The organism is Gordonia sp. w5E2, assembly GCF_036540975.1.
GTDB lineage: Bacteria > Actinomycetota > Actinomycetes > Mycobacteriales > Mycobacteriaceae > Gordonia > Gordonia jacobaea.
Genome location: NZ_CP144213.1, coordinates 4,593,016 through 4,608,570 on the forward strand (window position 1 = coordinate 4,593,016; position 15,555 = coordinate 4,608,570).

At 64.8% G+C, this 15,555-nt stretch carries 12 protein-coding genes; 5 read left to right on the forward strand and 7 right to left on the reverse strand.

Annotation, left to right across the window (positions count from 1 at the left end):
* Positions 1-64: 64 nt before the first annotated feature.
* Positions 65-1,093, forward strand: a complete 1,029-nt coding sequence (locus tag RND64_RS20880; RefSeq protein ID WP_083444450.1) for an alpha/beta hydrolase family protein — start codon at positions 65-67, stop codon at positions 1,091-1,093.
* 131 nt (positions 1,094-1,224) lie between these two features.
* Here the strand turns inward: RND64_RS20880 and RND64_RS20885 are convergent, their stop codons facing one another.
* Complete coding sequence (locus tag RND64_RS20885) at positions 1,225-2,589, reverse strand: styrene monooxygenase/indole monooxygenase family protein (protein ID WP_049700431.1); 1,365 nt, start codon at positions 2,587-2,589, stop codon at positions 1,225-1,227.
* A 150-nt stretch (positions 2,590-2,739) separates the two neighbouring features.
* Here RND64_RS20885 and RND64_RS20890 point away from each other — a divergent pair, with 150 nt between their 5' ends.
* Both RND64_RS20890 and RND64_RS20895 read left to right on the forward strand, forming a co-directional pair.
* On the forward strand, positions 2,740-4,908 hold the full coding sequence (locus tag RND64_RS20890; protein WP_049700430.1) for an acyltransferase family protein: 2,169 nt from the start codon (positions 2,740-2,742) through the stop codon (positions 4,906-4,908).
* Between the two features lie 220 nt (positions 4,909-5,128).
* Positions 5,129-6,388 (forward strand): acyltransferase, encoded by a 1,260-nt coding sequence (locus RND64_RS20895; RefSeq protein WP_049700429.1) that lies wholly within the window; start codon positions 5,129-5,131, stop codon positions 6,386-6,388.
* Here RND64_RS20895 and RND64_RS20900 read toward each other — a convergent pair.
* The 3 genes from RND64_RS20900 to RND64_RS20910 form a co-directional block, all read right to left on the reverse strand.
* Positions 6,381-7,241: a transporter substrate-binding domain-containing protein gene (locus RND64_RS20900; RefSeq protein ID WP_049700428.1), complete on the reverse strand. Its 861-nt coding sequence runs from the start codon at positions 7,239-7,241 to the stop codon at positions 6,381-6,383. The two genes, RND64_RS20895 and RND64_RS20900, sit on opposite strands and share 8 nt — an antisense overlap.
* Before the next feature lie 94 nt (positions 7,242-7,335).
* The gene (locus tag RND64_RS20905) at positions 7,336-8,283 is read right to left on the reverse strand and encodes an alpha/beta hydrolase family protein (RefSeq protein ID WP_235434441.1); all 948 of its coding nucleotides are present in this window, start codon (positions 8,281-8,283) and stop codon (positions 7,336-7,338) included.
* A 218-nt stretch (positions 8,284-8,501) separates the two neighbouring features.
* A complete protein-coding gene (locus RND64_RS20910) occupies positions 8,502-9,122 on the reverse strand; it encodes a SanA/YdcF family protein (protein WP_331436294.1) in 621 nt (206 codons plus the stop codon).
* 119 nt (positions 9,123-9,241) lie between these two features.
* On the opposite strand from RND64_RS20910, the gene RND64_RS20915 reads away from it, so the two are divergent.
* Complete coding sequence (locus tag RND64_RS20915; protein WP_049700426.1) at positions 9,242-10,636, forward strand: WS/DGAT/MGAT family O-acyltransferase; 1,395 nt, start codon at positions 9,242-9,244, stop codon at positions 10,634-10,636.
* A gap of 34 nt (positions 10,637-10,670) precedes the next feature.
* Here the strand turns inward: RND64_RS20915 and RND64_RS20920 are convergent, their stop codons facing one another.
* Entirely contained in the window at positions 10,671-11,930 is a 1,260-nt protein-coding gene (locus RND64_RS20920) for a glycoside hydrolase family 26 protein (RefSeq protein WP_235434440.1), read from the reverse strand.
* A gap of 49 nt (positions 11,931-11,979) precedes the next feature.
* Here RND64_RS20920 and RND64_RS20925 point away from each other — a divergent pair, with 49 nt between their 5' ends.
* Positions 11,980-12,969, forward strand: coding sequence for a glycoside hydrolase family 26 protein (locus RND64_RS20925; protein ID WP_235434439.1), 990 nt, complete (start codon positions 11,980-11,982; stop codon positions 12,967-12,969).
* Here RND64_RS20925 and RND64_RS20930 read toward each other — a convergent pair.
* Entirely contained in the window at positions 12,905-13,843 is a 939-nt protein-coding gene (locus tag RND64_RS20930; RefSeq protein WP_049700424.1) for an STAS domain-containing protein, read from the reverse strand. The genes RND64_RS20925 and RND64_RS20930 overlap by 65 nt on opposite strands.
* A 38-nt stretch (positions 13,844-13,881) precedes the next feature.
* Positions 13,882-15,543 (reverse strand): glycosyltransferase family 2 protein, encoded by a 1,662-nt coding sequence (locus RND64_RS20935; RefSeq protein ID WP_049700423.1) that lies wholly within the window; start codon positions 15,541-15,543, stop codon positions 13,882-13,884.
* Positions 15,544-15,555: the final 12 nt, after the last annotated feature.

Genomic DNA, 15,555 nt, shown 5'->3' on the forward strand with positions numbered 1-15,555 from the left:
TCTTCGCCGCACTTTGCCAACCCGCACCCGACACCCGTCACCAATGCCGAGGACCTTGTCTCACGTGGCCACCACCCGCGACCTGCCGTCACCCGTCCGTGCTCTGACGGTCTCTGCGCTTGCTCTCGTGTGCGCGGTGACCGCAGCGTGCTCGACGCCGACACATGAGTCGGTAGGCGCATCGATTCCCGCACCGTCGGGGGCCGTACCGGCGACCGCCAAGGTGTCGGCCGCTGTTCCCCGGGGCGCCGCAGCCAAGGACATCAACAATCAGGCGACCGAGTCGAGGATCACTCTGCATCGCTACTTTTACGCGGTGTCGACCGGGCAGGCCGATCCGCGACAGAACTGGATGGACCTCTACCTTCCGCCTCGGGCGGGCAAGGTCCCTCTGGTCGTCCTCATCCACGGCGGAGGATGGCAGGCCAAGATCGGGGCCGGCACGTTCGCCACGTTCGCGCGACGCCTGGCTCAACGCGGACTCGCTGTGGTCAACGTCGAGTATCGCCGGCTCGGCAACGGCGGCGGCTGGCCGACGACCTTCGTCGACGTCGCGTCGGCGATGGACGCCATCCCCGACCTCGCGAAGGCCTATCCCCAGCTCAACCTCAACAATGCCGTCACCGTCGGACATTCTGCGGGTGCCCAACTCGCTGTCTGGGCAAGTACGCGACAGGATCTACGTCCGGGCGAGGTCGGCGCATCCCCGACGTTCCGCCCGACGACCGTCATCTCGCTCGCGGGTCCGCTCGACATGCGCAGGGCCGTCGCGATGGGCGACACGCGCATCGTGCGTGTACTCGGCGGCACACCGGACGAGGTTCCCGACCGTTACGCGTCGGTCGACCCGATCCAGAATCTCGATCCGCAGACGCCGGTCATCGCAGTCGCCGGAACGTCGGATCATGTGGTGCCGCATGTGCTTTCGCAGGATTACGTCGCCGCCGACGCCAAGGCGGGCGGCCGGGCACGGGCGATCATCATGCCGGGACAAACACATTCGTCGCTGGTCGATCCGAAGTCGAGGGCGTTCGAGCAGGTCCTCGAGCTGATCACCCGCGTCACGAACGACGTGCACGCCAACGGATCCTGACGCACCACGCCACCTGACACGAACCGCCTGACACCAACCAGCGGCCACGAACCGGCTGACAGAACAACGGGTTCCGGCCACAGGAGTGTGGCCGGAACCCGTTGCGTCAGAAAGTTTTTGCTGCCAGTCAATCAGGCGGGAACTGCGCGCGAATTGAAGCTTCCCAGCGGCTCGAACCGTCCGAGCACGTCGTCGGCCGGCTCGCCCGACACCGCCGAGATGAAGCCGAGCACGTCGTCGCGATCACCAAGCGTGAGAAGCGGATTGGGGTCGGACAGCAAGCCGAACAGCGCAGAGGCGACGTCGACGTTGACAGCCGCGGCCGGGAAGGCCAGTTCGAGGTGCGTCGCGTAATCGGGGTCGCCGAGGTAGAGCCGCGTCACCTCGACAGACGCGTGTCCTCTTCTCTCCCAATGCTTCTCGAATTCGTCGGCCAGCCACTGCGCGGAGAACTCCGCCGACGGGTCGTCGTCGAGGCGCGCCTTGGCGGCCTGCACCAGTTCGGCGACCTGGATCAGCGAGTTCTGCGCGCCCTGGCCGGCAACCGGGTCGACAGCGATCGCGGTGTCGCCGATCGCCGCGACGACGTGCCCGCTCTTCGTCGTGCCGACGGGCTTGCGGACCGTCGGGGTGACAGCGCCCTTCAACCACGAGTAGGGATCGGAGTCGATGACCGCGAGCTCGCGGATCGCCGGAGCATCCGCGGGGAACCACTCGTCGAAGATGTCGACGATCGCCTGCCGCGCAGACGCGGCGTCGGTGACCTCGTCGATCTTCGGCGCCCACGCGCCGTCGGGCTTGGCGAAGACGATGAACGACCATGTGGCGCCCGCGTCCTTGTGCAGGAAGGGTCCGACGAAGATCTCGCCGTTGTCGCTGTCGAGGTTGAACAGCGACTGCCGTCCGCCGTCGGCAGCACGGTAGGCGAACGTGTCGGGACCGTGGTCGAGTCCGGTCAGGGTGACCTGCAGGAGTCGACGCTGCGGCTCGCGATAGTGCGTGCGCTCGTCGTCGACCGGGAAGAACGACGCCAGGCCGCCCTTGCCGGTGGCGACGAGGGTCAGGTCGTTGTCGGCAGCGATCTCGTCCAGGCGGTCGGGATCGACGGCTTCGACCTCGAAGCGGCCGCCGCGCTCGAGGAATCGACCGAGGCGGTCATCAGCACGTAGACGCAGGTCGACGGCCTGCGCGACGTAGCCGTAGTCGGGGTTGAACTCGAGAACGTCGACGCGCTCGGTGCCCTCGCCCGACGACAGTCGAACGCTGATGCCGGTGGTGTTGCCCACCTCGTAGAGGTCGTCGATGATCTGCGCATCCCAGTCGCGCGAGCTACCGAACAGCACGCCGACGCCGGTCGGTGGGACCCTGTCTCGCAACGACTCTCGATCGCGGTCAGAGTAGAGAGTGACGTCGAATCCCGCGTCGAGGAAGCCGAGCGCAGCGCTCGTACCCGTCACTCCCGCGCCGACGACTGCAACGCGCTTCTGGTCTGCCATCTGTGCTCCTTGTGGTCTGAACTTTTCGACAATGGACACAGCGTGCGCGATGCACTCTGGTGGGAAAAGATTTAGAAGCACGAAGGCGCAAACCTCCCGCGCCGATGGGGTCCGCGGACTGGGTCATTCGCCGCGCTACCATCGCTGCCTGTGAGTTCCACGCTTTCCGACGCCGGGATCGCTCCCGGCACCCCCAACGAGGACGCCGCCACCGGCAACACCTCGGGGTACCGCCTCGACCTCGACGGCCTGCGGGGTATCGCGATCGCACTCGTCGCGATTTTCCACGTGTGGTTCGGTCGGGTGTCCGGTGGCGTCGACGTGTTCCTCACGCTGTCCGGCTACTTCTTCATCGCGTCGTTGCTCAAGCACGTCATCGCGACCAACCCGCCGAACGTGTCGTGGCGACGGGCGGTCAATCCGTGGCCTCGCTTCTGGCGACTGGCACGGCGCCTGCTGCCCGCTCTTCTCGTCGTCCTGGCTGTCATCACCGCCTTGATCGCGCTGATCATGCCCACAACTCGTTGGGGCCCTTTGGGTTCGGAGATCCAAGCGAGTGCGCTCTACTACCAGAACTGGCACCTGGCATTCGACTCACAGGACTACGCTGCCGCCGATTCGGCGAACAGTCCGATGCAGCATCTCTGGTCGATGTCGATGCAGGGCCAGTTCTTCGTCCTCACGCTCGTGTGCATGCTCGCGCTCGGCGGCGTCCTGAAGCTGCTCGCACGTCGCATCTCGGTGTTCGGCGAGGCCCGCGTCATCCGTGGCATCGTCGGCGTCGCCCTGCTTGCCGTCGCAGTCGTCTCGTTCGCCTGGGCGGTTTACCGGCACGACGTGAACCAGCCGTTCAACTACTACGACACGGTCGCGAGGCTGTGGGAGCCGCTCGCGGGTGGGCTGTTGGCCGTCGCAATCCCCCAAAGGCTCACGCAGGTCCACCGCAACCGCCTCGCAATGCCCGGTTGGCTGCGCGACGTCGTCGGTGTTGGTGCGCTTGCGCTGATCGTGAGCTGCGGCTGGTGGATCAGCGGGGTGTCGGAGTATCCGGGCGTCTGGGCGTGGATTCCGGTCGGCGCGACGCTCGCGCTGATCTGGACCGGTTCACCCGCCGCCCGCGACGCGGCGTCGAACGACACAGGGCTGGTCAGCCGGGCACTCGCGCACCCGCGGCTGGTGTGGCTCGGTTCGGTGGCCTACGCGCTCTACCTGTGGCACTGGCCGCTGCTCATCTTCTACCTCGCGTGGCGCTTCCAGGACGACGTGAGCTGGTACGAGGGCACAGCGATCCTCGCGGTGTCGCTGCTGCTGGCGTGGCTGACGACCCGGTACATCGAAGCTCCGCTGCGATCCGGAAGGGACACCGGTTTCGGCCGCTCGTATCGGGTCACGCTCACCGCTGTGCTCGTGATCGCGAGCGTCGTCGCGGGCACGACGGCCGTCGTCTGGCAGCGCAACGCCGCGAACGCGACGGTCAACACCGACAACCTCGATCCCCGGCTCTACCCCGGTGCTCGCGCGTACCTCGACGGCGCGCCGACGCCCCGCGTCGACCCCCAACCGAGTCCGGAGGTCGTCGACAAGGACTGGCCGATCACCTCGTACGACTCGATGATCAGCGGCTGGAAAGACCCGTCGATCAAGGTCGGCGTCTACGGCGATCCTGGGGCCACGCGCACCGTCGCGCTGGTCGGCGGATCGCACGCCGAGCAGTGGATCACCGCGCTCGACGCCGTCGGCAAGCAGCGCGGATTCAGGGTCACCACCTACCTCAAGGTCGGCTGCGCGTTGACCACCTCGCACGTCTTCACCTGGTTCGGGCAGAAGTACTACCAGTGCAACGACTGGTCACGGCGCGTGATGGACAGGTTGGCCGTCGACAAACCCGACGTCGTGTTCACCAACAGCACCCGCCCGGTCGAGAACGGGCCCGGCGACACCGTTCCGAAGGACTACACCGACATCTTCACGCAGTTCCGTGACCGGGGACAGCGGGTCGTCGCGGTGCGCGACAATCCCTGGGCGCATGGCAAGCTCAAGCCGCCGGAATGCCTGGCACAGGGCAAGAAACCGCAGGTCTGCGGCGTCGACCGGGATGCGGCGATGGCGGAGACGGACCCTACGGGGGCCATCGCGTCGCAGTATCCGAACATGTCGTTTCTCGACTACACCGACGCGATGTGCGGTACTGCCTACTGCCCGGCTGTCGTCGGCAACATCCTCGTCTGGCACGACTACCACCACCTGTCCGCGACGTTTGTCCGCAGCCTGATCCCTGCGGTCGACGCCGATCTGGGCCGTGCGCTGCGGTGGTGGTGAGTCTGAGCGCCGGTGAGACTCGCTGACAGCCACGTCTCAGGGAGCGTCCAGACTCCACTGATAAGCTCAGACGCGATAACGGGAGGATCACGGCCTATCAACGCGATGGGGCCGCAACGTTGACGCACGGGGCGAGCGTCGAGGCTCGAGCACCCCGTCAACGTGAAGAGATCCGGCCCCGCACACCGTCCACGAGAACTGTCAGGGGCTGAGTCTGAGTATGTCGACGACGTTGGTTTCGCGTGCAAACGAGTCGACGGCAGGTGCCGACGCCTCGACCACGCGACCGACGCGCCGCCCCTACCTGCACCAGGTCGACCTGATCCGCAGTGTGACGTTCTCGCTGGTCATCTTCGTGCACTGCCTCACGCAGACCACCAACGAGTTCACCAGCATGCCGGTGAACACCACGTCGCTGCTGCTGCATTTCACGCGCAACACGTTCTTCGCCCTCACCGGCTTCGTGCTGATGTACCAGAACTTCGACAAGCAGGATTTCAGTGCGCCGACGTTCTGGAAGCGTCGAATCAAGCTGGTGATCTATCCGTACGTGATCTGGTCGGCCATCTATTGGGTGGTCAACATGTGGCTGGCGGGCAGGCTCACCGAGGTCCCGACGAGCCTGACCAACTTCTTCTACCAGCTCAGCTGGGGTCTCTCCGGGTTCCAGATGTACTTCCTGTTCGTGATGCTGCAGGTCTACCTGATCTTCCCGCTGGTGGTCTGGCTGCTGCGCGCAACCGCCGGGCACCACGTCGCGCTGCTCGGTGTCAGCCTGGTGCTGCAGTTCGCCGTCGCCGCGACCATCACGCATTGGAATCCGCCCGCAGCCGTCGCGGCCCACTGGTGGCACAACTACGCGACGTTCATCCCGTATCAGTTCTTCATCCTGTACGGCGCTGTCGCCGCGGTGCACCGCAAGCAGATCGGCGCATGGCTGCAGGGCAAGGGCTGGTGGTTGTTCGGCGCGCTGCTGGTGACCGCAGCGATCGCCGTCGGCTCGTACGTCGGGGGCGTCTGGTTCGCGGGCAAACCGGTGCACGACAACAACTCGGCGTTCTACCCCACGTTGCTCCCGTTCCTGGTCGTCGCGATGACCTGCCTGTACGCGGTTGCCCTGCACTGGGCCGAGAACCGACGCGAGTTCACCCCGCGATTCGCCCGGGCCGTGAAGTACGCGTCCAACCGCTCGTTCCCGGTGTTCCTTGTCCACGTACTGGTGCTGACGATGATCATGTACCCGCAGCGCAACGGCACGTCGTGGGTGCTCGACGCCATCGGACAGCCGTGGGCGACCATCGTCGTCTACGTGGGCACGCTGGCCGGGTCGCTCCTCCTCGTCGAGATTCTGCGACGACTCCCCGGCGCGCTGTACCTGACGGGGCGTCCGCGAGTTCCGTTCCGTTCGCCGCGCGCGGACTCCGCGCCGACCCTCGCCGACGATGCGCCGAGCCGTCGCGAAGGCGTTTCCGTCAGCTGATCGCGGTGTTGATCGTCGACTGCTTGATCAAGCCGTCTTCGAGACCCCACTTGCGTGCGATACGACGCATCTCGCCGCTGTCGATGAGCCGCTGAACCGCGTCACGCAACGTGGGTCCGAGCGGCGAGTTCTTGGCGACCGGAAGCGCATAGGGCTCGGTGTCGAAGATGTCTCCTGCCAGCGCCAGGGCGTCGTGAGACTTGTGCACCGCGAACGCGATAGCAGGCGAATCGGCCGAGATCGCATCGGCCTTGCCCGCCTCGAGCCCAGCGACGGCGGCGTCGATACTATCGAAAGGCACTGCAGTGATTGCCTTTTCACCGACTGTTGTACACGCCTGGCTCTTTGCCGGAATCTCGACGGTTGCCTGCACGGTGCCTGCCGACACCGCGACCCGCAGTCCGCACGCATTGTTGGGGTCGACGTGCTTTCCCGTCGGTTGGGCCCATTGAGTACCCGCCGAGAAGTAGCTGACCAGGTCGACCCGACGCTCGCGGGCAAGGGTGTCGAAGATGCCGCGAAGCCCTGTGTCGTAGGTACCGTCCTGCACCCCCGCGATGATCGTCGAGAACGCCGTGGTGCGGAAAACCGGTGTGACGCCGAGCAATTGGCCCAGCACGGTCGCGACGTCCGCGTCGAATCCCACGTACTTCCCGCCTTGCGACGCGATGATCGGCTCGTAGGGTACGTCGGTCGCGATGAGGAGTTGCCCACTCTCGCGGATGCGCGCGGGCAGCTGAGCCGCGAGTGCGGAGTCGACGCTCAGCGACGCAGGCGCCGTCGACGTCGAACCGCTGTTCGCCGAGTCGGATTCGCATGCACCGAGCGCGACCGCACCTACTGCGACGATCACGGCGACGCTCGCCGAGCGTAGACATCTTCTCAAGCGCCACATGGGTTCTGGCCTCCTTTCACGTGCGGTGAGCTCGTCATGACCTGCGAGCCCGTCATGACCGGGAAGCATTGTGCGCGGCCCTGCTGATCGTTTCGACGACGAGCGGGAAGGTCGGAGCGGAGGGAGTCACGATCGACACGTGGTCGGCGCCGTCGAGCAGAACCACCGTGCCCGTTCCGCCCTCACGTTTGACCGCCTTGACGTAGTTCTGCGAAAGGATCGGCGGGACAACGTGATCGTTGGTCCCGACCATCGCGATGATGGGCGCTTTCGGGTCGATGTTCTGTATCGGATCGACCGACGTGTAGCGGTCGGGAATTTGCTCTGGCCGACCGCCGAGCGCCGTGACGATCCGATCGTCACCGAGTTTCACGGCTGTTCGCATGTCGAGCGGCCCTGCCAGCGAGACCACGCTCGTCGGCCAAAAGGCGGGCGATGCACCGACTTCGCGCGGCTCGAGGTTGTGTCGGGTTCCGGCCCACATCGCCAACTGGCCTCCAGCAGAATGTCCGACGACGACGGCATTCGTCGTGTTGATCTCCGGGTTGCTGCTGCGGACCTGCGGCACGAAATCGAGCGCGGCGGCAACGTCTTTGAAGGTCGTCGGCCAGCCACCGCCCGACCCGACTCGCCGATACTCGACGTTGTAGACGGCCAGGCCCCGCTCCGCGAGACGCCTCGAGAAAGTGACGAAGCTGTCCGCGCCGACCTGCGCCTGCCACGACCCTCCGTGAATCAGAATCACCAGCGGCACTGATCCGTCTTTGTGATCGCCGGGAGGGAGGTAGAGGTCAGCCCAGTTCTGCCGATCGTCGCGGGTGCCCGTCGTGGTCGGGTACAGATACCGCCTGGCTTCGACATCCGACGACGAGTTGACCTTGGCGAGTTGACCGTCGGCCGCGCCCGCATTGACCGGGGTCGCGGCAGGAGCAGACGATCCCCCGCCCACCGATGTGTCGGTCGCCGAGCAGCCCGCAGCGAGCATGACGGCAGAACACACGACGGCCAGCATGCCCGACGGTCCGATTGATAACCGCCGTCGAGTCACGAGAGCACGCCCACTTCCCGCGCGCCCACGTCCCGCACGACTGCGTCCACCGATCTTCCTATCGACGACCCTTTACCAGCGCCTTACCGCGCGAAGTTTAACAACACGAATGCGATGTTCGGGTGCTTTACTCACGGTTCCACGGCGCTCGCACGTGATCCAAAAGGTCGCTATCTCGATGGGGACAGCATGGACAGCAGCGCTCGCGGATTGGCGAACAGACTCTCGCGCACGTGGTTTCGTACCACTGTCGGCCATGGGCACTCACACGAGGCAATGACCGCGCTTGTGTCGATTCCGGCCGCCCGGCACAGCGTGACGGCACGGTCGGCATGGAAGTCCTGGGTGATCAGAAGTGCCGCCCGCAGGCCGAAAGCATCGCGGGCGCGAACGCAACTCTGTTCGGTGCTTATACCCGCAGCGTCGTCGACGATGGCGTGTGGCGGAACCCCGCGCTCTTCGAGATACGCGCGCATCACCGCCGGTTCATCACCCGCGTCGGCAGAACCGTTGCCGGAATTGATGATTCGCGTGACGATTCGCCGGTGATAGAGGTCGAGTACCGTGTCGAGCCGACCCCGAACATAGGTGCCGGGTTCGCCGTCAGAAACCAGCGAACCCAGGACGATGGCCGTCGCGGGGACCGAGCCGGGCCGCAGCGCGGCATCGTCGATGGCGTAGACCCGACCGTGCGCGCCGACGAACACCACGGTGGCCGCGACGGTGACGATCAGTTCCACAAGTACCGCCACCCACATCAGCGACAAGCCGATACGACGACGGTTGAGCACGTCTCACGGTAACCGCACCCTTGACGTGTGCCGGGACACAGTCCCGATATCGCCGTTCGTCGTATCTGACGCGCAGTCACGACGATACTGAGGTTATTCCGAACCGTGAGGGGGACAGCATGCCGTACATGCCGGTTACCGCGTCGATGTTCCTGCTCGCCGAGACCCGCGATCAACCGATCCACGTCGGCGGGTTACAACTCTTCATTCCTCGTGAGGGCCAGTCGTCGACCGAACTTGCCGAGGAGATCTTCGATACCTTCTACTCCTGCACCGACGTGCACCCCCTGTTCCGCAAGAGGCCTGCCCAGCCGGTCAGCCTCATCGGTTCGTTGATGTGGTCGTTCGACGACGAGATCGACTTCGACTATCACGTCCGTCGTGCCGTCTTGCCCCGTCCCGGGCGCATCCGCGAACTGTTCCGCTACGTGTCACTCCATCACGGCACACTCCTCGACCGGAACCGTCCGATGTGGGAGGTCCACATCATCGACGGTCTCGACGACGGTCGTGTAGCGCTGTACACGAGGATTCATCACTCGATCGTCGACGGCGTATCGGCGCTGCGGCTACTGGAACGCACATTGAGCGAGGACCCCGACGACCGGTCGGGTACCGCGCCGTGGGATCCGTCATTGAAGCGACGGCACCCCAAGCCGACGGCACCCGCGAAGGGGCTGCTGTCGCGCATCGGCGACATCGCGGGAACGGCAACGGGACTCGCGGGTGAGGTCGCCGGACTGGGCATGGCCGCAGCGAAGGTCGCCTACACCGGACTCACCGACGACGCCTTCGTCCCGCCGCTACATGCCGCACCGAAGACGATCCTCGACGTCCCCATCGGCAGTGCCCGACGGTTCGCCGCGCAACGGTGGGAGCTCACACGCCTACGTGCGATCGCCGACGAAATGCAGATCACCATCAATGACGTCATGGTCGCGATGTGCTCGGGAGCGATGCGCGCCTACCTGATCGATCAGGACGCGCTTCCCGACGCCCCGCTCATCGCGGCGATGCCGGTCTCGCTACACACCGACAACGATGCCGATGGCAACAACATCACCGCGATCATGGTGAATCTGGCCACCGACCAGCCGGATCCGGAACGACGGCTGGCCACGATCATCGCGTCGACCCGAAAGAGCAAAGAACTGGTGCGGAGCCTGTCTCCGGTGCAGTCGATGGCGTTGGGCGCGGCCAATTTTGCACCGCTCGCCCTCGCGACGGTCCCGGGATTCGTGCGATACACGCCTCCGCAGTTCAATCTGATCATCAGCAATGTTCCCGGCCCGAAAACCGACTTGTATTGGAACGGAGCCAAACTCGACGGTGTCTATCCGGCATCGATCCCGCTCGGCGGGCAGGCGATCAACATCACCGTCGCCACCACTGCCGACCACATCAACTTCGGTCTGACCGGCGCCCGCAAGGAAGTGCCGAGCCTGCAGCGGCTGCTCACCCACCTCGACACCTCGCTGGAGGAGTTGGAGAAGGTCGCGGACGTAGGGGCATGATCTGAACATCGGACAGATTGCAGAGCAATGTGTTTCAGCACGGGTGTACCGCGTCGGCGTAGTCGAGCCACTTCGGCAGGCTGCTGACGAATGCATCCCTGGTTTCCGGTGAACCGGCAGCACGCCAGTCGACGACATCTTTGATCTCGATCTCGTACTTGCGCCATTCGAACCAGTTGATCATCTTCAGCATCGGGTAACGCGACGGTATGTCGGCGGCGAAGACCTGCCGCCACCACGTCGACTTCACCGCAAGCTCCGAGGCACCCTGAGCCGCACGCGCCGGGGTATAGATCGCGGCGGTCTCGACAATCGCCACCGGCTTGTTGTGCTCCGCGCCGTAGATCTGATAGAAGTTCGGCACGGTGAGGTCGTGACCCGCGCTTCCGTTGTAGCGACCCTCCAGCATCGCGGTGAACTTTCCGGGTTCGCTTACCTCGTTGTTGCCCCACGGACGGCGATTTCCCCAGTGATACAACGAAATCCCCACCCAGTCGACCGCGTCGTCGCCCGGATAGTACGGCGCATACGCATCGTCGTCTGCGGTGAGTTTCCCGTCACCATTGGTGTCGGTCAACTGGTAGTCCTCTGTTCCGCTACGCGCCATGTACTTTCCGCCTTCAAACGGATACCCGCCGCCGTAATTCGGCGCCCACATCATCGCCGTCCCAGGCGCTTTGCGATGGACCATCGCGGCCACCCGACGGAATGTCTCGACGTAGGCCCTGGGTTGCTGACCCCACGCGTACCAGGAACCGTTCATCTCGTGCGCGAATCGAAGGATAACGGGCACACCCGAATCGTTCAGTTTGCGCAGGTCGTCACCCAGACGACCGACGACGCCCTCGGTGATCGCCGCCAATCCAGCGTGAGGCTCCAGGGTCAGCACCATGATGCCGCGTTCGTTACGCACCTGATCGGCGGCGGCGACAGTATGTGCCCAGGTCTCGTTGTTGTACGGGATGTCGGAGAACTGCACAGCAACCGCGGGAGCGTGCCCGAGGTTGTCGTGATGTTCTCGCAGGCTCTCGGACTGCCAGTCGAGATTGACGCCGAACAGAACTCCCGACGCCGGGACTGCCCGATGGTAGTCGGTGACCGCGCAGGGCGGTGTCGGCTCGGGCAGGTAGTGCTGAAACAGGGTGGCCGCGGCGCCGATTCCGACCACCATGGCGATGATCGGGATCAGTGCGGAGGGGCGACGCCGACGACGCCGCGACCACCGCTCCGCGAAGCCCTGCTCCGCCAGGTCATCTGGACGCGTCGTCTCGCTATCGATTGGCGGGCTGGTCATGTCATGCCACACTTTCCTCACCAGTGCTACCGAACGGAACGGAACTGTTGTGAGACCACGTACACAGACAGAGAATGTCGACGTCGCGCGTATCGCCTTGCCGCTCGTCGCACTGATCCTGGTGCTCACGCTCGGCGCGTGCAGCAACGGCGGCGACTCCGACGCTCCGCACCACATTCGTTGGGGCGCTTATCTTCCCGATCTGAAGGGGAGCGACGTCGACTCCGACGCCGGGGTGGTCGGGGTCACCACCCTTGCCGATCGCCCGTTGGATCTGATCCTCACCTTCAGCGGACTCCGCGAGCCGGTACCGAACGCGGATCTGGCCAGAATCGCCGAGACGGGTGCTGTTCCGATCGTGAGCATCGAACCGTGGAACCCGTCGGGCGGTGTCAACCAACCGGACTACCGACTGTCGCGAATTGCCGACGGCGCGTTCGATAGCGATCTCCGACGATGGGCGACCGGACTGAAGGAGTTCGGCAAGCCGGTGATCGTCCGGTTCGCCCACGAAATGAACGGCGACTGGTACCCGTGGGGAATGCACGTGAACGGCAACACGCCGCAGTCCTACATTGACGCCTGGCGCCACGTCCGATCGATCTTGACTTCGATTGACCCGCACAACATCTCGATGGTTTGGGCGCCGATGGCGGCGATTTCGGGCATCCCCGGATTCGACGCCGCCTACCCCGGCGACGACGAGGTCGACTACCTGGGGATCGATGGCTACAACTGGGGCAACGATGGCAAACACGGTTGGGCCTCACCGGGATTCATCTTCTCGGACGCGTTCGTCAGCCTCCGCCGACTCGGCGACAAGCCCATCCTGGTCACCGAAGTGGCATCCGCCGACGACCCGGATCCGACACGAAAAGCTACGTGGATCCATGACTTCGTCTCGCTCGTCAGTCGCGAGCCGGACGTCGACGGGTTCGTGTGGTTCCAGGCGAACAAGGAGCGAGACTGGCGCTTCAATTCGAACCCACAGAGCGAGAAGGCATTCCGGTCCGCATTGGACGCCGTCCCCGCGACCTAGCGTCGGGTACGCGTCGATCACGGGTCAGCGCCGCACTCCTATCCGGATAGAGCACAAGAATTTTTCCCGACCCGAGGGCGTCGAGGGCGTCGGCAACAGCGGGCGAGTGCCCGAAGATCCGCAGTTCTGCACGGAGCTTCCGCGCCGACCGAACCGCATGCATGAGATCGGCCATGCCCGAAGGCGTCACACGGGAGACACCGCCAACGTCTACGAGCACCAGCCTCGCACCGGCAGTGCACAGCTGGTGCACATCGATGTGGACAGTCGAGGACACGTCCCACAGGCCACTCACGGCGACATCGGCGATGCCCGATGAACCCTCCATGGCCTTGCCACCATCAACCTCGGCCGGCTTATCGACGTGAATCGCGTCATTGGCGCCAAGCTGTGTGACCACCTCTAGCTCCTCGGGGAGCGTTGCGTCCAGCGCATTACTAGCAGGACCCGACGCATCCGTGGCCCCGCGGGCGACCGAGAACAGACGCCTGCGTCGCGCGAATCGTGCTGTGCGCGTAACTTGTTCGATCCTTGTCTGATCGCGGTCAGCAGCTGCGGCGCGGTCGGTGTAGAGGACCATGACCCTACCGAGATCGAGGGCGTCAAGCGCGTCGAGCATTGCCACCGATGTTCCATAGATACGCAGATCGGCGCGGCGCGACCTTGCCCAGCGCACAGCGTGCATGAGTTCGGCCATACCGGATGGTGTCACCGTGGTGACCTCGCCGACGTCGACCAGCACGAGACGTGCGCCGCCCGAACATGCGCGGGCAACGTCGTCGCACAGACGCGACTTAACTTCTAGCCGGCCGGATACCCGGACGTCGGCGGTCTCATCGTCGAACTCTGCGAATGCTTCGTGGGCCAGTGACATGTTCTTCTCCAGGATTCAGGGGGCTGGGAGGTCGTCAATCAGGTAGAACGTTGTGGCGCAGGGCTATTGGTCAACACAGAACCATTGATGTACTGGTCGACCGGGTCGGTGGGTGTCGGGCGGTAGTGGGCGGCGCGGACGACGGACGAAAGCAGGAGGAGATCGAGTCCGACCCACCCGAGTGACAGGAAGGTCGGGAAAGTCTCGGCATCGCCGTGACTCCAGCGCAGGATGCCGACAACAGATGATGCGACAAGTGCCACCATGGCGACTATCTGCGGGATGATCGGCCGGTAGTCGACGCGCGCGTCGACCTGCTCCTTGGAGGTCACCGAGAAGGAGATGTGGCGTCGGAAGAAGACTGCCGCGGCAGCCGAGAGGGTGGCCGATATCCAGATCGGGAACAGTGCGAACGACATCTGCTGCCCACGCCACAGACCGCCGGACCGGTACCCGGCCACCTGGAACAGCAACTGACAGCAAACGAAGAAGGGGATGAACCTGGCGAAGAAGTCCAGGGGGTAGGCGTTCATGGGGAACACACCGAGCGTGAAGTAGATGATCGGCGCGGCGATGTAGACCACCGCTGCAAAACCGTTGAGGTACGAGGTCATGGTGGCCAGGTACATCAACCGCTGCGCAAACGTCAGCCCGGATTGGAAGAGCGGGTTGTCGGCGAAGAAGACCTGCATCGACCCCGTGGCCCATCGCTGGCGTTGGCCGAGCATTGTCGCGAGATCGTCGGGTGCGAGGCCTTCCACCAACACCTCGTGGTGGTAGACGCTCTCCCAACCCATGGCGTGCAGATGCATGGCGGTCGCCATGTCCTCGGTCACCGTGGCGGTGTTGATCGGCTGGATCGCCAATGCCTGGTCGATCCGAGACACTTCAACCGAGTCCATTGTCTTGTGCAGCTCGTCGACGACCTCTTCCGGTAGCCACGGGTGCGAGTCGAGGACGTCGTGAATACCGGCACGCAGTTCGAAGGCGACCTCGCCGACTGGCGCGCCACGCCGCAACCTGCGTCGCGCGCCACGCACGACGTCGAGCGCATCCTCGAGTGGGATGCGCAGTCCCGATCCATGCCCCGCTTCGTTGATGAGACCCTCGAGGCGCGCCCATTCGTCGCGAATAGCCCTTCTGACCTGCGGGTCAGCGCCGCGCGAGTACGTCCGTAGGCCCAGCGCCATCAGAGCCTCGCGCCGCAGGACAGCGTTCGAGCCGCAAAAGAATGCAGCACCCCAGCCGTCCTTACCCTGCTGGATGGGGCCATAGAACAGTTCGGCCTGACTACCCAGCGGATCGGAGTCAGGCACATTCCAGAAGTACTGCGGCGTCTGCACGAAGGCCACGGCGTCGTCGTCGAAGTAGCCGAGGACGGCGTCGAGGAACTCCGGCTTGGGGACCTGGTCGGCGTCGAGGATCGCCACGAACTCCGCGTCTGTGAGGAACAGCGCGTTGTTGATGTTGCCGGCCTTGGCATGCCGCTGGCGCCCGTTCCACTCCTCGCCTCGCGTGAGGTACCCGACGCCCAGCGCAGCCGCCGCGATCCGGAACTCCTCGCGATCACCGTCGTCGAGGATCCAGGTGTTGTGGGGGTATCTCACATCGCGCGCGCCGATCGCGGTGCGGACCACGAGCTCGAGGGGCTCGTTGTATGTGGTGATGAATACGTCCACGGTCAGGCCGGGTCGCGCCATGGGTGGAGCCGG